The following is an 18,808-nucleotide window of genomic DNA, read 5'->3' as shown; positions in this document are numbered from 1 at the left end:
GCATCGCGCATGGAATCCTGGCTGCATGGATACGTTCGCGAACCGGCTCGACGGTGGGTGGAAGTGGTGGGAGGCCGCCATCGAAGAAGCGCAGGAAGGGCGCTGGGTCCGTGACGCCGTGGAACGGCAAGTGATTAAGGACATCGGGGCCGCCACAAACCCTCTCCATGGTGGGCGGGTGGCCCCGTTCACCGAGGACTCGTGGCACGTGCGCATCGGGCGGATCGCGAACTGGGCCGGGGTGCTGCGGCTCGCTGCCCGGTCAGGCGGGTGGGTACTCCAACCGGTCGCCGGAGTCCACCCACCGCACCCCGCGGGGATGGCCGAGCTGTTGTCTGGCATCTACACGGTCGGCGAGCAGGGAGAGATCTGGATGCAGCAGCTCTTGAAGGGCGAACTGCCACCAGAAGAGGAGATCGCGAAGGCCGAGGGCTTCCTCACCGGGCCGGGGTCCATCGAGGACCTCGAGCTCTTCTTTTACGACTGAATCACCGCTCAGTCGACGATCGATGTCCAGAACAGCCGAAATACTCGTCGCTCACGCGTCCAAGGTGGAGTCACTTCTCGGGTCTTACAAGATTTTCGTAGGCGTTGATCAGGTGCGGTCGGTAATGGTTCGAGGTGTCCGTGATCTCAGTCGTCGGCGGCGACGAGCAGGGTCAGGGACGACTCCTGGCGATCGATGACCACGAACTCGTGGAAGTCGATGTGCACGCCTCCCCAGTCGTGGAACGCCTCGGGCCCGAGATTCGAGAGTTCGTAGCAGCTGGTAGCCGCCCGGAGCGCGGGATGCACCTCGCGTGCCAGCGCCTCCTCCAGGGAGCTGGGAAGCGGGCCATGTTGGCCGGCCCAGCTCTGGAGGGCTCTGGCCGCGTCGTCCCGGGTGATCGCCCGGTAGGCGTCGGAGGTGACGTTCTGGGTCCAGTACGGGCCGTGCCGGGTGCCGGCCGGGTCGACGCCGCCCCCCGCGTAGTCGTCGCGGAACTGGACATTGACGATCAAGGCCACGATGAGGTCGAGATCGCTGGGCGCGTCAGCCGGCAGGCGGAACCTCTTGATGTCGATCCAGCGGTAGCCGTGCCCTCCGGAATCGCTGAAGACATGGTCACGGAAGTTGATGAAGATACTGTCCGAGTGAGTGAGTTCCTGCACGTCACCAGCCTATGGGCGGATCAGCCACGGGTCAGCGCTGGGATCCTCTGCGGTTGGTGGGGCAGTGCGGCGTGAGGCTGCGACGAGCAGGACGCGCTTGCGCAGCAGAGGGATCCGGGCCCGGCCTCCCATCTGGCGTTTGATCAGTTTCAGGTCGGTGACGCGGCCTTCATTGATGCCGGAGTTGTAGGTGAGGGTGAGTCCCGAGCGGACAGCATCAAGGTCCGCGGCCAGGCCCCGGGCGAAACTGTGCAGGGCGGGCAGACCGCTGGCGCGGACGGTGTCGATCCAGGTGTCCAGGCCGTTGTCGGTGCCTGAGGTGAGCAGAGTGCCGAAGGCCCGAACATGCTGATCAGTGGCTTCGAGTTCCGGGCAGCGGGCCAGGACCTTCTTGAGTTGGGTCCGCTGGTCCTCGGTGAGGTTCTCGGGGCGGCAGGTGAGCCAGCGCGTCATCTCCAGAACACCGGGTGCCGCGGGCTGGGGCACTGGCCCCGCCGGATGCCCGCGTTCGGCGGCGCGGTGCGGGGCGAGGAAGTCGCGGACGGTGCCGTAGCTGCCGGTGTAGCCGCGCGCGGTGATCTCGCGGTGCAGGGCGGTGCTGCTGTGTTCGCCTTCGTCCCATCGTCGCAGCAGGTAGTCGCGGTGCGGGTCCAGCAGGCTCGGTCTTCTGGGCCAGAGCGGGACCTTGTCCTGCCAGCGTTCCACCCGTGCGTAGCGTTGGACCGTCTTGCGGCCGATACCCAGTTGGCGGGCCACCGCCCGTAGGCCCATGCCCTGGGCGAGGAGGTCGTGGATGGCGGTGTGGGTGCCACGGGCCCGGTCAGCGGCCCGGCCGGTGGGCTCGGGCGGTACGGCATTGTGGGCGACGGTTTCCGGATCGGGTCCTGCCATCGGTACGGTGCCACGTGGCGGAGGCGTCAGGCAGGCGCGGTGGGCCGCGACCACGTCCCGGACCCGTCGGGTCAGCCCTTGCCACAGGTGGAAACGGTCACTGACCTGCACTGCTTCGGGCGCGCCCGCCGTGATGCCTGCACGATAGACCTCCGACCCGTCCCGACACACCACCTGCACACCAGGGTGCGCGCGCTGCCACTCGGACAGTGTCTCGGCGGTACGGCCTTCCCACACCTCGATCGGCAGCCGGGTCAGCGTGTCTACCAAAATCGTTCCATAGCTCTGCCCCCGGAGCAGGGCGAAGTCGTCGACACCCAGTACCTGGGGCACCGCTGCCGGAGGGTCCGGCAGCGCCATGACGCAGCGCAGCAGGGTGCTCCAACTGACCCTCTGATGAAGGTGGACCAGCAGGCGGGCTCCCGCGCTGCCGGCCAGGGCGACCGCGACGGTCTCAACCACGCGCTGCAGAGCCGGGGTCCGGCGCTGGTAGCGCACCGTCAACCCGCCGACCTGCTCCGCGAACGTCACCTTCGGACACGCAGCGTTTTCGCAGTACAGCCGACGCACCGATATATCGATCCGCACCGCCCGCCCGCCGACGGCCTCATCTCCGAGGTGACGCACGTAGCGACTGCGCTCCCATGCCGACCACTGCCCGCAGGCCGGACATTCCGCGGGCGCCGCACGAGTACGTGCGGTCACCACCAGCATGTCCCTCTCGACGTCCACCGACTCGACCACGACCGTGCCGAACTGCGGCAAGAGCGTCCTCAGCATCTCGTCACACCGTCGCAGCATCCCGCTGCAGGGAACGGATGTCACGCCCCGTCAGCGATCTCGATCAAGCCCTACGAAAATCTTGTAAGACCCCAGTTGTCACTGACGCAGGCGCCACGCCCGCGGAGTGCGCGTCGTCATCAGGATGGCTGCGAGGGAGCGGACGCCCGGGACCGGATCGGCGAGTGCCGTGGCGAGTAGGTCTCGGCCGTGTTCTCGCTGGGCGGCCAGGGCGCGGTACACGGCAGCAGGGTGCTCGCAGCAACCGGGCAGCTTCGGCTTCCATGTCGATGCCGCCGCCGAGCTGATGGGGCTCGAGAATCTGGCTCTGCCTGGAGTTGCGTGAAGTCCCAGGTCAGGAGCCGTGTGAGGGAAACGTTCTGGCAGGGCATGTCTCGCCGGTGGGGGTTTGCTCGCCAGACGATGCGCTGTTCACGGACGTCGATGTGCGGTTGGAGGCCCTGGCCCTGGAGTTCACGGCCGATGTGTTGGTGGTCGTAGCGGCTGCGTGCGGCGCGCCGCCGAGGTGCCCTGGGTGTCGTGCGCAGTCTCGTCGGGTGCATTCCTGCTATGAACGACGTCTTGCCGAGCGGCCTTTGCCTGGAAGGAAGTTACGCACACGACTGCTTGAACTGCCGGATCCCCCGCCAGTGCCGGAGCGAGCCCCGCGGGTTTCTCGGTGTCGACGGGTTCGCCTTCCGCAAAGGCCGCGCCTACGGAACCATCCTCGTCGACGTGGAGGTCGGCCACGTCGTGGACGTGCTGCCCACTTCGGAGCCCCCGCCCACGCCGTGACCGTCAGCCTCATCACCGTCCTGGCCAGCACCGCCATCTGCCTGCCTGCCCGCCGTACGCCTCGTCCCCGAGAGCACACCCGGGGAAGGCCTCGCGCACACCCCGGCCGGATGACGCTCACCGACCTGCCGGTCCCGGCTCTTGGCAACCTGCGAGGCGAGCGTCTTGAGGTTGCCGCCCCGCGGGCCTGGCCGGTGCACAAGCGGGTGGCAGCGTGCGACGGGGCTCGCGCTTTCAGCCGGTGGGTGTGCCGATCTGGTCGTGTTCAAGGGTGGCGCGCAGCCGGCGCAGTGCCCGTGCGGCATCGGCCGTCGCGGACGGGTCGAGGGCGCCTTCAACCAGCTCCTTCAAGCGTGCGGTGAAAGTGGTCTCGGCGGCACCCAGAAGCTGTGCGCCCTCATCGGTCAGTGCGAGGAGCGAGGACCTGCGGTCTGCCGGATTGCTCTGGCGGATGATCCACCCCCGCTTCTCCAAGCGGTCGACACCCTTGCTGGTCGCGCCGGCGCCGATGGCGAACTCCGCGGCGAGATCGGCCACCCGGGACCCCGGGTGCTCGCGCAGAAACCGCAGGAACTCGAACTGTGAGGTCACGATCCCGTGCGCCTCGCGCAGACCGTCGTTCAGTGTGTTGTAGAGGCGCGTCTCGCAGCGCACAAGGTCCGCGAAGAAGCCCTGCAGGTCAGCGACGTCGTCCGACGATTTATATGCCACGACATATAGTGTAGAGGAAGGTATTTCAGAGGAGAAAACAAGATGAGCAAGCAGCAGCTCGCCAAGGTCGACGCGATGCTCCGCCAGCCCCGCCCGGAAGGTCAACGCTCCGTCGAGCAGCTGCGCGCCGGGTTCAGGGCGCTCATGGCCACGATGATCATGCCGGACGACGTTTGCACCGTACGGACAACGCTCGGCGGCAGGCCCGCCCTGCACGTCACGCCGGACAAGGGGGCGCGTGCGGGCACGATCCTGTACTTCCACGGCGGCGGCTTCGTCTTCGGGTCACCCGAGACCGCGCTCTCACTGACCGCGCAGCTCGTCTCCAAGACCGGGTTCGACGCGTACTCGGTGGATTACCGGCTGGCCCCCGAGCATCCTTTCCCGGCCGGTCTCGAAGACAACCTGAGTGCATACCGTGCCCTCCTCGACAGCCGCCTTGACCCTGCCGCCATCGCGTTCGCCGGGGACTCCGCCGGTGGCGGATACTCCATCACCACCGCTCTCGCCGCGCGCGACGAGGGCCTGGCGCTGCCCGCCGCGATCGTGGCTTTCTCCCCGGGCCTGGACGCCACCCGTACCGGAGAAAGCATGACGACCAAGGACGGCATCGACCCGATCTTCACCCGCGAGGCCGTGATGCACACCGGGGCCATGTACCTAGCGGGCCAGGACCCCGAACAACCCCTGCTCAGCCCGGCGCTCTTCGCCGACCTGACCGGATTCCCCCCGCTCCTCATCCAGGTGGGCACCAACGAGATCCTCCTCGACGACTCCACCCGCCTCGCCGCCCGCGCACGCGACGCCGGAGTCGACGTCATCCTCGACATCACGGCCGATGCCCCCCACGTCTTCCAGTCCTTCGCCGGCGGCACCCTCGACGAAGCCGACCACGCACTCGACCGCGCCGCCCTCTTCCTCACTCAGCACATCCCCGCGCCCTGACACCGCGCCCACGACCGTCGGCAGCGCCCCCGGCTCGCGGCCGGGCCCCAGCCCGCCCGGTCGGCAAGCTGAACGTCACCTGGGCAACGTTGCGGCGTGTGTGGGTCAGGCGGCGGGACGGTTGTTGCTGAAGAGCTGTCCGGTGGGGCCGTCGGCGCCGAGCGTGGCGGCCTGCACGATGTCGCGGGCGCTGTCGGCGGCCGCCCGGTCGCCGGCGTCGTCGCCGCGATCGGGGTGGGTGGCAGTGTTGCCGGGGTCGACGGTGTTCACCAGGATCGAGGTCCCGGACAGGGCCCGCGCGAGGACTCCGGTCAGGGCGTTGAGGGCGTACTTGGCCATCGAGTACGCCGGGGAGCGCAGGGGGGCGCCGAGGTCGAGGCCGGTGGCGATCTGCTGGGCCGACAGGCTGGATACGTTGACGATCCGGGCCGCAGGCGCGGCCTTCAGCAGCGGCAGCAGCGCCTGGGTCAGTGCCCAGGGGCCGATCACGGAGACCTCCATCGCCATGCGCACGGCGTCCATGTCGGCGTCCAGGGCGTCGAGGATCTGGAAGTCGGGCATCGCGCTCGCGTTGTTCACCAGGACATCCAGGTGGCCGAAGGTCTCGGCGAGGTAGCCGGCCGCCTCGTCCATGCTCGCGCGGTCGGACAGGTCCAGGCGCAGGGCCGTGGCCGTGTGGCCGTCCTGGCGGAGTCGGGCGGCCAGCGGTTCGGCTGCGGCCTGATCGCGGGCGGTGAGGATCACGTGGTAACCGTGAGCGGCCAGACCTCGGGCGACGGCGAAACCGAGTCCGGCCGGACGGCTGGTCCCGGTGATCAGAGCTGTCTTGATGGCCACGATGTTCACCTTTCAGTCGATATGGGAATTTGGGAAGGTTGTAGGTATGTGTGGCGGCCCTGCTCGCCTTCGCGCCCGACGGCGCCGTCGGCGTGGCCCTGATCGACCGCCCGTTCACCGTGGCCTGTGCCCGCCCTCCCCCAGCTACACCGCCATTGACAAGCTGTGGCCCCCCGCGGTGGCGGCGGACGGGCAGGGCAGGGCAGGGGCAGGGGCAGGGGCAGGAAGACCCTGGCGCCCCGCCCCTCAGGCCCGAGTTGCGCCCCTACCAGCTGGTGCTGTGACCCGCAGTCGGGCCCGGCAGGCCAGGCTCACGGTCGGCCTGCGGCACCCGTGTTCAAGGTGGCGTCCGCGGGGTGGGTTGCGGACGGCACTCCGGTCCTGGCGGCAGCACCGAACCAGCGGCCCGCGGCCCGCTCAAAGGCCTCGCGATCAGGCTGCCGGTCACCCGCCCAGGCAACCACGCCGTCCGGCCGCACCAGCACGGCACCCGCCCCGAGGTCGTTCTCCGCTGCCCCGGCGGCGTACCGGATCCGGCCCGCCCAACCCACCGCCGCAGCCCGCAGGGTCTGCCCGGCGCTGAAGTCGAGCAGCAGCCCCCGCCCGTCCGCCATGAGGTCGCCGAGCCGGGTCCCGTCCTCCATCGCGAAGTCCGGGGCGCTCAGGCCAACCAGCGGGTGCTCGCTGCCGAGGTCGTAGCGGATCCACGCCCCCGACAACTTCTCGTAGACGTAGGTCGCCCCGTCGCGGGTCCCTATGAGATCGCGCACCACTGACTGGATGGCCTGGGCGTACGGGTCCGGCCGCATGGTCGCCACCTGGGCGCGCGTCCAGTCCAGGACCGCGGCGCCGACCGGATGGCGTTCCTCGGCGTAGGTGTCGAGGAGTCCGTCCGGCGCGTACCCGTGCACGGTGGCCGCGAGCTTCCACCCCAGGTTCACGGCGTCGCCGATGCCGGTGTTCAGGCCCTGGCCGCCGAGGGGCGAGTGGATGTGGGCCGCGTCGCCCGCGAGCAGGACGCGCCCCCGCCGATAGGCCGTCGCCTGCATCGCCCGGTCGGTGAACGAAGAGGCGATGTGGACCTCGGTGATGGTCACGTCGGTACCGGACACCCGGCGCAGCACCTCTTGGAGGTGTTCGTGGGTCGGCGGCAGCGAGCGGTCGAAGGCACCGCCGTCGAAGTCCATCATGGCGATGTGTCCGCGGGCGGGCATCAGGAGGTACATGCCCGTCGGCGTCAGGTTGAACCCGTGACCCAGCTGCTCCGGATCGGCCAGGGTGGCCCGCATCGTGTATCCGGTGAACTGCGGCTCGGTGCCGACGAACTCGAAGCCAGTGAGCCTGCGCACCGTACTGCGTCCGCCGTCGCAGCCGACGAGCCAGCGTGCCTCGTACGCGTCCGCGCCGGCGCGGACGACCACGCTCTCCCGGTCCTGGAGGACGTCCGAGACCGTGACGCCCCGCTTGATCTCCACCCCCAGCTTGGACGCCTGCTCGGACAACACCGTCTCGACCGCTTCGAGGTCCGTCCGCATGGATTCCTCCGCCGGGCTGGGCAACCGGAACGGAAGGGCGGCGAGGTCGATCAGGGCCCCGTCGAGGATCATCCCCGCGAAGTGGCCGCCGATCCGGGGCCCGGACGACGCACCCGCTCCGGAGATCGGAGCCCACATCTCCTGGACGCCCGACGCCGCCAGCAGCGGATCCAGCAGGTCTCGCCGGTAGAACGCCTCGACGGACGCGGCGGACAGGCCCCTCATCCCGAGCGGGGCCGCCCGTAACGGGGAGCCGAGTTCCGGCTCCCGTTCGAGCACCAGTACCGAGCAACCCGCGAGGCCGAGCTCACAGGCCAGGATCAGACCGACCGGGCCGGCTCCTACGATCACTACGTCGTGCACGCGAGATCTCCTCCTCGAACGCCGCGCCGGACGAACCGTCCGGCAGCTCCTCCTCACAAGGTGTCAGCCCTCGCCGACAGGACACCGACAGACCCGACAAACCGCCGACACCTCCCTCCTCGGTTGTCCTGGACCGGTCCCACCGGTGGCCGGGCCGTGGCGGGTGGCCCGTGTCGGTAGCCTGCACTGCCTGATCAACTCGTATGCGAGTCCGGACGACGTCACGGTCGCGATAGCGGGGGCGCGGACGTCGTCGGCAAGACGTACGGTCAGCGGCTCGGCCGCATCGGCGGGGGCGACGGGGACTTCGCCGCCGACGTGACGGCGGAGCGGGCGATCCTCGAGGTCATTCGCGCCCCACGCCCTGGTGATGCGGTGCTCGGCGAGGAAGGCGGGCAGCATGGCGCGCCCGGCGCCGCGCGGCAGTGGTGGGTGGATCCCCCTGTGCGGGACGCTCAACCACGCCGCGGGCACCATGGGGGTGGCCGTCAACGTGATCTTGTCTTCGGCGGCGGCGAGGCTGTGAACAGGCCTTCGACTTCGCCGAACCATCTCTCACGTTCGGCTTCGGCGATCCTCTTTGAGGTTGTCGCGGCTCTCTTCCAGGCGGGGCTGCTCGTCCCGGGCGACGATCAGGACCGGGCAGCGAACGCAGGCTTCACTGAACTACTGCGGCTGCCTGGAAGCCGTGGCCCACGTGCATCACGCTCGCTCCACGGCTCCCCGCTCGGCTACGGTCGAGGCGCTCCTGTTTGGGCTGGGTCAGCAGTCGCCGCCGCCCCTGGTTGCGCCTGGCCAGGAACAGCCACCATCGCCTGAAGCACCGTCATGAGCACTTCTGCGCGTTGGTCGCCGTTCAACTCAGAGTCCGCGATGAGGCGTTCTGCTGCGAGGTAGCGAGACAACTCCAGAGGTTGATCAAAATAGCGTTGCAGGTGGGCAGCTGCTGCCTCTTGGGAGCGGATAAAAGTCCGTCCCACAAAGCCAGCCAGGGCCGCTGATACAGTTCCGAGTGTCGCCGCTGCGACGCTCGCGGCAGTACTTTCTGCTCGAATTGCCATTACGGTGAAAGTGGCCAGCAGTCCAAACCCCAGAAGCATGGCAAATTGTGCGTTGCGGAAGGATTTTCTGGCCTGTTTCAAAGCGATTCCATGGTACTGACTCAAGCGCGCATGGGTCACCGACCACAGGTTAGCGAGTGCGAGTGCGGATCTGGCGTGCTCCCGCTCGGCGGTGTCCTCCGAACTGACTTCGGGTCTCGCCAGCGAAGCTTCTAATTGCTGCTCTGCCGCATGTACTCGTACTCGGTCAGACGAATCTGCTTTGACGCCTACCGTCCTGACCAGCCAGAAGGCGAAGCCGTGAAGGCAGATTCCAAACATGATCCAAAGCCCGCCCTGGACTTCTGACCAGGTTGGAGGGAAGCCGGGTCCTCCGCCCCCAATGTGGGGTCCGGCTTTACTGAAGGCTGCACTTCCAAGTAACCACAAAAAAACGATTGCCGTGATTTGGGTACCTGTGATTCCAGTGTCAGCGCTTTCGTCCTGCGTCGGAGGTTCGTTCGGCGGTGACTCAGTCACCCCGTCTACAGGTGCCGACTGTGACGGGACATCCGTTGACACGTTACGTCCTCCCTGCCTGCTGAGTGGCTGTGAGTCCGGGGAGAGTAGCGGATTTCGTGGCCCCAGGTGATCCCTTCGCCCCGAGTCAGCCAGATGAGAAGGGCGGGGGGGCCTTGCGGTTGCCAGGCGTCGTACTGGGGGTTTGGTGAGCCACTCGACGAGCGACAACCCGTGGGGCAGCAGGAGCTACCAGCGACCTCCGGGAATATCGGCATGGCGAGATTGACGGTGCCGTGGCCGGTGGAGCGGCCCATCAACCAGCACCCCGACCGGGCGTTCCGGGCCCGCGAACTACACGAACTCCTCGGCATGCCCACCGACGAGGCATCCGTCAACATCACCCGCAGCCGCCTCGGACGCCTCACCCGCCAAGGCTTCCTCACCCGACCCGGACGAGGCCTCTACCAGATGCGGACTCAACACCCGCTCAGAGATCGGGCAGCGGACAGCCCCGGCCACTGCCGATCAGCTTGTTGACGACGCCCAGCACGTCCTCGTGGCGGAACACCACGGCGTAGGGCAGCGCCGCCGCCGAGTTCCTTCGCACCAGCGCGGTCTGATCCTCGGGAAGTTCCGGATCCGCCACCAGTTCTGCCTGCGAGAGCAGTTCGGGCTGGTCGGTGCGGACCAGCTCTGCAGCGCAGTACCGTTCGAGCTGGTCCGGCCACGCCACGACGACGTTCGGGCGCGGACCGGGGGCAGCCGCCGGGGCGGCCAGCCAGGCCCGCACCGGGTCGTCGGCGGGGACGCGGCCGGGCTCGAAGAACGACCAGAACGTCCCCGGCCAGATGGCAGAGGCCCGGTGGGCGGTGATCGACACCCGGCTCCCCGTGGCCAGGTCGACCGCCAGGTGCACCGGCACGCCTTCCTCGTACCAGTACGCCCCGTACTCACAGACAGCGAAGCGACGTCCGTCGTGGTCGAGGAGCACGAACGAGGTGTTGCGGCGTCCATTGGTGGCCAGGTCGTGCCGTGCCACCAGGACGTCCAGCAACTCCTGGTGCCGCTCCGGCAGTTCCTCGCGGGAAAGGTCGGGCACAGGAGCCTCCAGGTCGACTGTTCGCCAGATCGCGTTCCCACTCTGCCCGTCGGAGAGCGATCAGGCGTGCGAATTCGATATCCCCAGACGTCAAAGGAAGATCCCACAGCCCGAGCGCGCGCGGGCGGTGTGCGAGGCGATGGACCTGGAGATCGCGCCCAGCAACGTCAACAACATCCGGTTGAAGCTCAAGCGGCTCGTTGAGCGCGGGATTCTGGTCGAGCCAGAGCAGGGTTGTTCACCCAGCCGCGGCCACAGCCGCACAGCGGGCCCACGACCAGCCTGTCCGTACCAACCGAAACAGTGAAACGGACACCAAGTCACTTACCGCCCTCTGACAGCTGTCCGGAATGCCGCTCGGGCACCGTCGCCTACGAACCCGCCCCGTAGCCGCGAGCCCCCGAGGCGGCCGCTCGGGTTCAGTGGCTCCTCTCGTGCCGGCCGGGGCGCACGTCCGCACCTCGTCGGCGGCGGCCGGCGTGAGTCGTGCTTCGACTGTGAGTGTGCGGTCTGTACGGTCAACGGCTCTGTCCCGTAATCGGTGGCTGAACTCCATGGTGATCACTGGAGGAGATGCGGTGGCGAAGGAGGGCGAACCCGGCCGACTGGTGCTGATGGACAGTGGCGTTCTGGACGCTCTGGTGCCGGCGGTGGATCCGGTAGATGACGCAGGATGCTGCAGGAGTTGGTGCGGCGGGAGATCGAGCGGATGCCGGCGGGGCAACGGCGGCAGGTGGTCGCTCTGCAGAGCAAGGGGTTGATTGATGTGGAGATCGCGGCGGCGCTCGGAATACCCGCGCGTCGTTTGCACAATCTGCGGAATAAAGCGGTCGCGTACCTGAGGCGCAAGCTCACTGGGCATATTCGGGACGGCATCGAAAGAAGAAGAGCCAGGGAAGGAAAGACAGGTGACGGATGTGAGCAGGTACGACGACCGCGGGAGCGGGGCGGGCCGTCCGGAGCCGGTGGTCCCGGCCGGGCTGGCTCAGCTGCTGGCCCAACTCGCCGGGCCGCATGATTCCTGGGACCGGCCCGGTGGGTATTTCGGCCCGCTGACGCGGGCGTACCCGCTGTCAGTGGAGGACCGGGCGCACGCCAACTCCCTGTACCGGCTGGGTTCGAAGGCACTCCTGCGGGGTGAACTGCTGGGGCCGCGACCTGGCTCGACGAAGCGGCCGAGGCAGGACATCCCGGTGCCCTGTTCCGGCTGGCGGTCCTGACCGGGCGTGCCCAAGGCAGAGCCCGGTCACCTTCCAGCAGGGCCTGGACATGATCCGCCACCACACACGCCGTCCCACTCCTGCCCCAGGTCTGCGGAAGGACCGCGCAAGCCCCTGATCGGGTGCCGCACATCGCCAACCACTCGAACGTGTGAGTTCAAAAGCGACCAGGCAGGCGGCTCCTGCCCCATACGCCGGTCTCGTACTCGCATTCGAGTCATCCATCCTTTCGGACCGTTACGGCTGCGGATTCGAGGCGTTCTTAGAGGGCGTTCTGTGGTGATTCGTTGGCCAAGCCCGGGCCGGTCCGCCGGCTCTGCGGCACCCGATCAAGGGGGGATCTCCTGGATCTCCTTGCGGCTGACTGCCGCGGCCATACGCTGACGGTTGGCATGATTTTGTCATCGGGGGTGGCGGGTGGAGCGCGGTGAGCTGATCGCGGGGCGGTACGAGCTGGAGAAGCGGCTCGGGCGGGGCGGCATGGGGGAGGTGTGGGCCGGGCGAGACCGGATGCTGCACCGGGATGTGGCGGTCAAGATGCTGGTGCTCGACGATGCGGTGCACGCGGATCTGCCGCGCCGGTTCGAGCGGGAGGCCGTGGCGGCTGCGCAGATCAGCCATCCGAACGTGGTCGCTCTGTACGACCGCGGGGTTGATGGGGATTCTTGAAAACGGCCGCTCTCGCTCTTCGCCTCACTTCGTTGCCACTTGAACGGTGTGGGGAAGGTGGGGAGCCCGGGAGCATGCGTGGGCCCCGCCGACCGTCAGGTCGGCGGGGCCCAGTGATCGTGAACCTCAGCTGTGGGTCAATTGATCAGCACGCACTTCGAACTCGACTTTCCCTTCGAGCGATTCGACTCCCCAAGGGGTGACGGAGATCTTGACCGTGTCCGTGGTGCCTGGGCTGCTGGCGCTGTCCAGGATGTCGCAGAGGATTCCCACCTCGACGGGATAGCTGGAGTTGGGGTGAAGGTCCTCACCGCCGAACCGGGGCCATTTCTCGATGAAGGTCCATTGCTGGTGGTGCGCGTCGGTGAAGCGGACCTCGACCAGGCCGGGCTGGGGTTCGTCATCGACCCATCGGACCGCTTCACAACGTAGGAAAATCATGGCCGCACTCTGCCATCAGGGCCTGCCTTCGGCAGCCGGATTTCCAGGCCGGCCAGCTGATGGTGCTGTTACGGAGCCCTGCGCAGTGGGACGACATCGGGAAGGCCGGTGGGCATCGAAGGCCGGGCAGCTTCTGGTGTCGCCAGGAGCGCGACGATCGTGACGGGCTGCTGGCAGTGTGGGCAGTTGCGGGTCGCGGCGGGTTCGAGCGGGTCTCGCTCCGGCGTGTGTCGCGTGGTGGTTCGGCCAGGTGGTTTGGGGACTGGCGGGAGATCGGCCAGGGGCGGGGTTGTGGCCGGAGTCGGCAGTGCTGTTCCTCCGAGCCGGCGAGCCCGGTCCTCGTCGCGGGCCTGGTCTCGTTTGCGTTCGGCGTCCTTGCGGCAGGTCGGGGAACAGTAGATCTGGCGGATGGTCTTGGCTGACTCGAAGGTGCCAGCGCAGACGGGGCAAGCACGCGTCTCACGGGCGTCCTCGCTCGTGCGGGAGGTGAGGCGGCACTCCTCCGAGCAGTAGATCCGGCGCAGGGCAGCCGTGGTGACGAACTCGGTCTGGCAGGCCGGACAGACCTGCTGAACGGGCCTGCGCTGCCGGTTGCTTTCCTTGCAGGTGGGTGAGCAAAAGACCTGGCGGCTGGTGTGGGTGGCGACGGTGAAGACGGTCTCACAGACCGGGCAGCGGCGAGCCATCTCGGATTCGACCTCGGTGACGGGAGCGTGGTCAGGAGACACGGGCGTTCACCCCGGCGCGGAGCGTTTCCGCTTGGGTTCGGTGACCGCGGAGCCGGTAGGAGGGGCCGTCGATGCCGGCGACCGCGGCCCGGTGCAGGAGGCGGTCGAGCATCGCGGCGGCGACGGTAGCGTCGCCGAAGGCTCCTGCCCAGTCAGCGATGCCGACGTTGGTAGTCAGGATCGTCGAGGACTTCAGATACCTCTGGTTGATCACCTGGAACAGGGCGGAAGCGCCGTCCTCGGGTAGTGGGAGGTAGCCCAGTTCGTCGATGACCAGCAGCTTCGGGCCGGCGAAGAAGTTCATGCAGGACTTCCACCGACCTTCGAGAGCGGCCTTGTGGCAGCGGGCCGAGAGCTCGGCGGCGGTGGTGAAGTAGACGCGGTGCCCCGCTTCGACCGCGGCCCGGCCGAGCGCGACGGACAACATGGTTTTGCCGACTCCGGGCGGCCCCACGAACAGGACGTTGGAGGCGTCGTCGAGGAAGCGGAGGGTGGCCAGGTCCCGGATGAGCTTCTCGTCGACGCCGGGCTGGGCGGCGAAGTCGAAGTCGTTGAGGGTCCAGGGTTCGGGCAGGCAGGCGAACCGGAGCCGGGCCGCCAGCCGGCGGGCCTCGGTGGCCTCGACCTCGATCTCCAGCAGCCGTTCCAGGGCCGCGGTCAGCGACATCCGTTCGCTCCGTGCCTGGTCCAGGACCCGGTTCAGGGCCTCGGCGGCATCGTTCAACTTGAGGTAGGACAGATGGCCTCGCAGCTGCTGGAAGCGGCGTGCTTCGCTCATCTGCATCGGCGACGATGGCGTACTCACTCCTCGTTCTCCTCCTTCGGTGAGGGAGCTGTCCGCAGCCGGTCGGCCACGGCGGCATAGTGGGACAGGTCGATCACGACCCGTTCGGCCGGATCCCCGGCCGCCGGAAGCCCGCGCAGACGCTCGGCCTCCGCGAGAGCGGCCGCCGATGGCGGCCTTCGGACCTTGGTCTTGCATGGAGCCCGGTCGGAAAACGACGCCAGCACGGCTCGCTCCAGCGCAATGACATGGCCGTTGTCCCGGACGGTCTGCCCGGATCCCCGAGGGGCCCGGCGGTGCTGGGCGATGACCGCCCGGCCCGCGGTGGCGATCCGCAGGAAGTCGTCTCCCAGGCGGATGAGGACCCTGACCTGGACTCCGGGCAGGCCGGGAGGGACGGAGTAGAAGTTCCCGTCGAACTGGACCAGGCTTTGCGGGCTGACCGTCCGCTCGACTTCCAGCTCGGCCGGGAACGGTCGCACTGGGATGTCGAGCATCGGCTCGGCCGCGGCGAGCTCACCGACCGTGGTGGCCACTCCGTCGATGCGGCGCCGCCGCTCGTCCATCCGGACGGCCAGCTTGTCGACGCCGGACTGGGCCTGGACGACGGTCAGCCCGTCCGGGACCGTCCGCCACCACCGTTGAGCGGCCGAGTGGTTGGCCTTCTCCACCACTCCCTTGCGGTTGCCGCGACGGGGCGGACAGATATCCACGCCGGCTCCGTAGTACTTGGCGACGGCGGCGAACGAGGAGGTCACCTGCCCGCTGGAGGGGTAACAGACCGTCGCCATCCGGTCGAAGCGCCACCGGCGGGCCGTTCCGCCGAGCTTGCGCATGACCTCGTCGAGGGCCTGGACCAGGTGAGGGAAATCTTCCGACTCCGAAAGAACCGCCCGCCACCGGCCCGAATGAGCGAGCGCCCCGACCAGCAGGTGGGCGTGCTCACCCACTCCCCACCCCTCTGGCGGGCTCGGCAGCTCCAGCCAGTCGAACTGGATCTCCTCGCCGGGCGGATGCGCGATCACCGCGACGTTCCTGCCGGTCGAGGCGTTGCAGGGTTCGCAATGCGGGCGAACTTGGTAGCGGCGCAGGGCCCGGGTGAAGGTCGAGTACGCGCCCTCATAGCCGAGTTCGGTCACCTCGTCGAACAGGGTCGAGGCCCACAAATGCGGATCGTCGGCGAGACGTTGGCGGCAGTAGGACAGGAACGGCACGAACGCATCCGGACCCTCGCGTCGCTCGCCAGGGGTTCGCTCGCCGTTCAGATAGGCACGGATCGTCTTGCGATCACGGCCCAGATGCCGTGCGATCGCCGAGATCGTCCATCCCTGACGACGCAGAGCATGAGCGTCCACGTCTTCCTCCCGAGTGAGCATTCAGGCCCCCGAACAGGCCGAACTCCTAGCTCACGCAGGCTCTCCACGACACGCCGACACCAGTTCGACACGCCGGGAGGATCACACAATCGATGGGGAGATCAAGAGAGCAGGTTTGCCCCACCCCAGAGCGACAAGTGGGGAAATCCAAATATCCCCATCAGGGTCCACGAGGATCTGTGGTTCTTGGTCATGGAGCGGGTCGAGGGCGCCAATCTCGCCGAGCACATCCGCCAGGAGAGTCCGATGGACGTGGGCCGTGCTCTGGAGATCGCGCAAGAGATTTGCGCGGCCCTGGTCGCCGCGCACCGGGCGCAGGTCATCCACTACGACATCAAGCCGCACAACGTGATGCTCGCCTCGGACGGCCGGGTCAAGGTGGTCGACTTCGGCATCGCCGGGTTCATCCAGACGGCCTTCACCCTGGCTCACTCCTCGCAGCTTTCCCCTGCCGGAACGCCGGAGTATGGGGCGCCGGAGCAGTTCCTCACCGAACGCGGCGACGCGCGCTCGGACCTCTATGCCCTGGGGAGCGTCCTCTTTGCACTGCTCACCGGGCGGCCACCGTTCACCGGGCAGACCGGGCTCGCGATCACGCACCGCAAGCTTGCTGAGGATGCCCCCTCTCTCGGCACGCTCCGGCCCGAGCTGCCGCCGGCAGTGATCCAGCTTGTCGCCGAGCTGCTGCAGCGCGACCCCGGCCAGCGTCCCCAGACAGCTGAGGCAGTTCATGGACGCCTTGACCAGCTCCGGACCGCCCTCGCCTTTTCCAACGCGCCCACAGTGGACCGTGTGCCGTCTTTCGACACCCCCCGCCGCCCAACCCAGCGGTTGCACGCGCACGACGGCCCGTTCGAGATTTCCTGGACAGCCCGGGACCGGATCACCGACGACGCTTCCCGTTCCTTTGTGCGCTCCTCCTATCTGTTGCGTGTCGTGGTGGTTCTCGCGGTGGTCACGGGAATCAGCTTCTACTTCCTGCTGGAGATGGGGAGCTTCCAGCGGGAGACGGGTGTCAAGCCCGGAGCGGGGGAGATGGTGGCCATGGTGCCGTTCATGATCGGCGCGCTGTGCACATTCGTGGCTCTGCCCTTTTTGGTGGCCAACGCAGTCCACTGGCGCCGTGAGCTGCGGCATTGGTACCCGTGGTCCCTCAGCATCGACCGGCACGGCATCGCCACAACTGATGCCTCCCGCCGCATGGTCGGTTGGGACAAGATCCAAATGGTCACCGTGGAAGCCATCCGGTCCAAGGCGCCATATCTCCCTACCGGGCTGCACATCCGCTTTGTACACGACGGCTACAGCTTCCTCGGACCCCCCGCGGGCTGGACCCACCCTCGCGGCATCCGCCGCCGCGCGGACCGCTGGATCCCGGTGTGCGTCTTCGGCCCGATGACTGCACAGCAGCAAGCAGACCTCGAGGGCGCCCTCACCCGCTACGCAGGCCCGCGCTGGCAACCGGAAGTCGACCACTGACGCACTCAGACGGCGTTCTATGGTGATTCGGCGGGCTTCAAGTTGGGGTGGGGTCCGGTGCGGGCGGCGTGGGCCGGGGCAGGATGAACATGCCGGGCTCGGGTTCGGCGAGGATGCCGCGGTTGACCAGACGTTTCAGCTTGGCGCGCGTGTTCTCGATGTGTCGCGGTTCTAGTCCGGTGCCCAGTGCCCGGCAGATGTCCTTGGCGCGGAGTCCTTCTCTGGCCTGTTCAAAGATGGTGAGGACTTCGCGGTATCCGGGTGGCAGCGGCTCGGGCGGCTCGGTGCCGTCCTCGGAGGCCAGCTCCAGTGCGGTCTCGTAAGTAGTCTTCAGACGGTCCAGGGTGCGCTCGGCTGCTGCGAGTTGCCCGGTGAGCAGGCTGATCTGCTCACGCAGCTGCTCGGCCGTCTCGCGTATGAGGCGCTGCCGGGTCTCGATCTTCTCCAGGAGTTCCCTCATCGATGCTCCCGCTCGTCAGGGATGCCGGGTGCCAGGCAGGCGGGTCGCGCCAGGTCGGGGTGGAGGTGCGGGTGAGGCGGCGGAGCATGAGAGCGGTCATGGACCAGTGGATCCACGTCGCCGAGGTGGCCAGCTTCGCCTCGAAGTCGCGCGTGAGGCGTCGGTGGAGCATGAGGGTGCCAAGGGTCTGCTCGACCACCCACCGCTTCGGTTCGGGCGTGAAACCCCTCTGCCCGGGCTCACGGTGAACGACTTCCACGTCGATGCCGAGCCGGATGCCGTGCTCGACGACGGCGTTCTTGAACCCGGCGTCTGTCCACACCTTGGTCACGGTGGGCGCGGCGACGGCAACCTTGTCCAGCAAGGCGATACCGATCGTGTTGTCGTGCACGCTCGCGGCGGCCACGACGACGGCGATGACCAGGCCGAGGACGTCGGTGGCGATTCCGCGCTTGCGGCCCGGGCTCTTCTTGCCCGGATCCAGCCCCGTCGTCTCCTTCGGGGCGTTCACTGAAGCCCGGACCGTCTGGGTGTCGAGTACGACGGCGGTGGGATCCTCGCTTCGCCTGCGGCCTTCGCGGACCTGCCAGCGCAGCAGGTCGTGGACGGTCTCGGCGGTGCCGTCGTCACGCCACTTGCCGAAGTAGTAGTACACCGCGCTTTTCGGCGGCAGGTCATGCGGCAGGTACCGCCACTGACAGCCGGTGCGGGCCTGGTAGAGGATCGCGTTCACGATCTCCCGCATGCCGTAGGCACCCTCGTGGCCACTGACCGAGGGATGCCGTCCTTTCCACGCGGTGGTGACCGGCCGGATCAGCTCCCAGGCTTCATCCGACAGGTCACTCGGGTACGGCGCACGTCCCACGCCCATCAGCACACCGCGTTCTCGGCTACCTCGTGAAGCCGAGAACCGGACAACCTGCCCTCAACCGCTACGAGAGCCACTGAACTCTCGCGGAACACCCTCTTAGAGCACCAGTA

General features: G+C 68.0%; 17 protein-coding genes and 2 pseudogenes. 7 read left to right on the top strand and 12 right to left on the bottom strand.

Going from position 1 to position 18,808, the window contains the following annotated elements:
* The first annotated feature begins 25 nt into the window (after window positions 1-25).
* Entirely contained in the window at window positions 26-487 is a 462-nt protein-coding gene (locus tag OHS33_RS36120; RefSeq protein ID WP_330334658.1) for a hypothetical protein, read from the top strand.
* Window positions 488-633: 146 nt separating this feature from the next.
* Here OHS33_RS36120 and OHS33_RS36115 read toward each other — a convergent pair whose 3' ends face one another.
* Complete coding sequence (locus OHS33_RS36115; protein ID WP_330334657.1) at window positions 634-1,152, bottom strand: hypothetical protein; 519 nt, start codon at window positions 1,150-1,152, stop codon at window positions 634-636.
* Window positions 1,153-1,161: 9 nt separating this feature from the next.
* Complete coding sequence (locus OHS33_RS36110) at window positions 1,162-2,823, bottom strand: ISL3 family transposase (protein ID WP_330334656.1); 1,662 nt, start codon at window positions 2,821-2,823, stop codon at window positions 1,162-1,164.
* A gap of 570 nt (window positions 2,824-3,393) precedes the next feature.
* Here OHS33_RS36110 and OHS33_RS36105 point away from each other — a divergent pair.
* A complete protein-coding gene (locus tag OHS33_RS36105) occupies window positions 3,394-3,618 on the top strand; it encodes a hypothetical protein (RefSeq protein ID WP_330334655.1) in 225 nt (74 codons plus the stop codon).
* 234 nt (window positions 3,619-3,852) lie between these two features.
* Here OHS33_RS36105 and OHS33_RS36100 read toward each other — a convergent pair whose 3' ends face one another.
* Entirely contained in the window at window positions 3,853-4,329 is a 477-nt protein-coding gene (locus OHS33_RS36100; protein WP_330334654.1) for a MarR family winged helix-turn-helix transcriptional regulator, read from the bottom strand.
* 42 nt (window positions 4,330-4,371) lie between these two features.
* Between OHS33_RS36100 and OHS33_RS36095 the strand changes: the two genes are divergently transcribed.
* Window positions 4,372-5,274, top strand: a complete 903-nt coding sequence (locus tag OHS33_RS36095) for an alpha/beta hydrolase (RefSeq protein ID WP_330334653.1) — start codon at window positions 4,372-4,374, stop codon at window positions 5,272-5,274.
* 105 nt (window positions 5,275-5,379) lie between these two features.
* Here OHS33_RS36095 and OHS33_RS36090 read toward each other — a convergent pair whose 3' ends face one another.
* Together OHS33_RS36090 and OHS33_RS36085 are read right to left on the bottom strand one after the other, a co-directional pair.
* A complete protein-coding gene (locus OHS33_RS36090; RefSeq protein ID WP_330334652.1) occupies window positions 5,380-6,111 on the bottom strand; it encodes an SDR family NAD(P)-dependent oxidoreductase in 732 nt (243 codons plus the stop codon).
* A 311-nt stretch (window positions 6,112-6,422) separates the two neighbouring features.
* Complete coding sequence (locus tag OHS33_RS36085) at window positions 6,423-8,009, bottom strand: FAD-dependent monooxygenase (RefSeq protein WP_330334651.1); 1,587 nt, start codon at window positions 8,007-8,009, stop codon at window positions 6,423-6,425.
* A gap of 190 nt (window positions 8,010-8,199) precedes the next feature.
* Between OHS33_RS36085 and OHS33_RS36080 the strand changes: the two are divergent.
* Window positions 8,200-8,526, top strand: a pseudogene (locus OHS33_RS36080) (inositol monophosphatase family protein); the annotation flags it as partial.
* Between the two features lie 214 nt (window positions 8,527-8,740).
* On the opposite strand, the gene OHS33_RS36075 reads toward OHS33_RS36080, so the two are convergent.
* Entirely contained in the window at window positions 8,741-9,190 is a 450-nt protein-coding gene (locus OHS33_RS36075) for a TRADD-N-associated membrane domain-containing protein (RefSeq protein WP_330334650.1), read from the bottom strand.
* Window positions 9,191-10,058: 868 nt separating this feature from the next.
* Window positions 10,059-10,670 (bottom strand): hypothetical protein, encoded by a 612-nt coding sequence (locus OHS33_RS36070; protein ID WP_330334649.1) that lies wholly within the window; start codon window positions 10,668-10,670, stop codon window positions 10,059-10,061.
* Window positions 10,671-11,578: 908 nt separating this feature from the next.
* Here OHS33_RS36070 and OHS33_RS36065 point away from each other — a divergent pair.
* Both OHS33_RS36065 and OHS33_RS36060 read left to right on the top strand, forming a co-directional pair.
* Window positions 11,579-11,890 (top strand): hypothetical protein, encoded by a 312-nt coding sequence (locus OHS33_RS36065; protein ID WP_330334648.1) that lies wholly within the window; start codon window positions 11,579-11,581, stop codon window positions 11,888-11,890.
* Window positions 11,891-12,307: 417 nt separating this feature from the next.
* Entirely contained in the window at window positions 12,308-12,559 is a 252-nt protein-coding gene (locus tag OHS33_RS36060; protein WP_330334647.1) for a protein kinase domain-containing protein, read from the top strand.
* Between the two features lie 126 nt (window positions 12,560-12,685).
* Here the strand turns inward: OHS33_RS36060 and OHS33_RS36055 are convergent, their stop codons facing one another.
* From OHS33_RS36055 to OHS33_RS36045, 3 genes are all read right to left on the bottom strand, one after another.
* On the bottom strand, window positions 12,686-13,000 hold the full coding sequence (locus OHS33_RS36055) for a hypothetical protein (protein ID WP_272263804.1): 315 nt from the start codon (window positions 12,998-13,000) through the stop codon (window positions 12,686-12,688).
* Between the two features lie 717 nt (window positions 13,001-13,717).
* The gene (gene istB / locus OHS33_RS36050) at window positions 13,718-14,533 is read right to left on the bottom strand and encodes an IS21-like element helper ATPase IstB (protein WP_240804075.1); all 816 of its coding nucleotides are present in this window, start codon (window positions 14,531-14,533) and stop codon (window positions 13,718-13,720) included.
* Window positions 14,530-15,867, bottom strand: a complete 1,338-nt coding sequence (locus OHS33_RS36045) for a Mu transposase domain-containing protein (protein ID WP_330334646.1) — start codon at window positions 15,865-15,867, stop codon at window positions 14,530-14,532. Before OHS33_RS36045 ends, istB begins: the two co-directional genes overlap by 4 nt.
* Here OHS33_RS36045 and OHS33_RS36040 point away from each other — a divergent pair.
* The gene (locus OHS33_RS36040) at window positions 15,811-17,367 is read left to right on the top strand and encodes a serine/threonine-protein kinase (RefSeq protein ID WP_330334645.1); all 1,557 of its coding nucleotides are present in this window, start codon (window positions 15,811-15,813) and stop codon (window positions 17,365-17,367) included. The genes OHS33_RS36045 and OHS33_RS36040 overlap by 57 nt on opposite strands.
* A gap of 37 nt (window positions 17,368-17,404) precedes the next feature.
* Here OHS33_RS36040 and OHS33_RS36035 read toward each other — a convergent pair whose 3' ends face one another.
* The gene (locus tag OHS33_RS36035) at window positions 17,405-17,827 is read right to left on the bottom strand and encodes a hypothetical protein (RefSeq protein ID WP_330334644.1); all 423 of its coding nucleotides are present in this window, start codon (window positions 17,825-17,827) and stop codon (window positions 17,405-17,407) included.
* 46 nt (window positions 17,828-17,873) lie between these two features.
* Window positions 17,874-18,698 (bottom strand): annotated as a pseudogene (locus tag OHS33_RS36030) (IS5 family transposase); the annotation flags it as partial.
* Between the last annotated feature and the right edge of the window lie 110 nt (window positions 18,699-18,808).

The organism is Streptomyces sp. NBC_00536, from assembly GCF_036346295.1.
Lineage (GTDB): Bacteria > Actinomycetota > Actinomycetes > Streptomycetales > Streptomycetaceae > Streptomyces.
This window is presented reverse-complemented; position numbering and strand designations above follow the sequence as displayed.

Coding starts and splice junctions, on each gene's coding strand:
- OHS33_RS36120 (WP_330334658.1), top strand. CDS start 26: ATGGATACGTTCGCGAACCGGCTCGACGGTGGGTGGAAGTGGTGGGAG.
- OHS33_RS36110 (WP_330334656.1), bottom strand. CDS start 2,823: ATGCTGAGGACGCTCTTGCCGCAGTTCGGCACGGTCGTGGTCGAGTCG.
- OHS33_RS36105 (WP_330334655.1), top strand. CDS start 3,394: ATGAACGACGTCTTGCCGAGCGGCCTTTGCCTGGAAGGAAGTTACGCA.
- OHS33_RS36095 (WP_330334653.1), top strand. CDS start 4,372: ATGAGCAAGCAGCAGCTCGCCAAGGTCGACGCGATGCTCCGCCAGCCC.
- OHS33_RS36055 (WP_272263804.1), bottom strand. CDS start 13,000: ATGATTTTCCTACGTTGTGAAGCGGTCCGATGGGTCGATGACGAACCC.
- OHS33_RS36040 (WP_330334645.1), top strand. CDS start 15,811: ATGCCGTGCGATCGCCGAGATCGTCCATCCCTGACGACGCAGAGCATG.
- OHS33_RS36035 (WP_330334644.1), bottom strand. CDS start 17,827: ATGAGGGAACTCCTGGAGAAGATCGAGACCCGGCAGCGCCTCATACGC.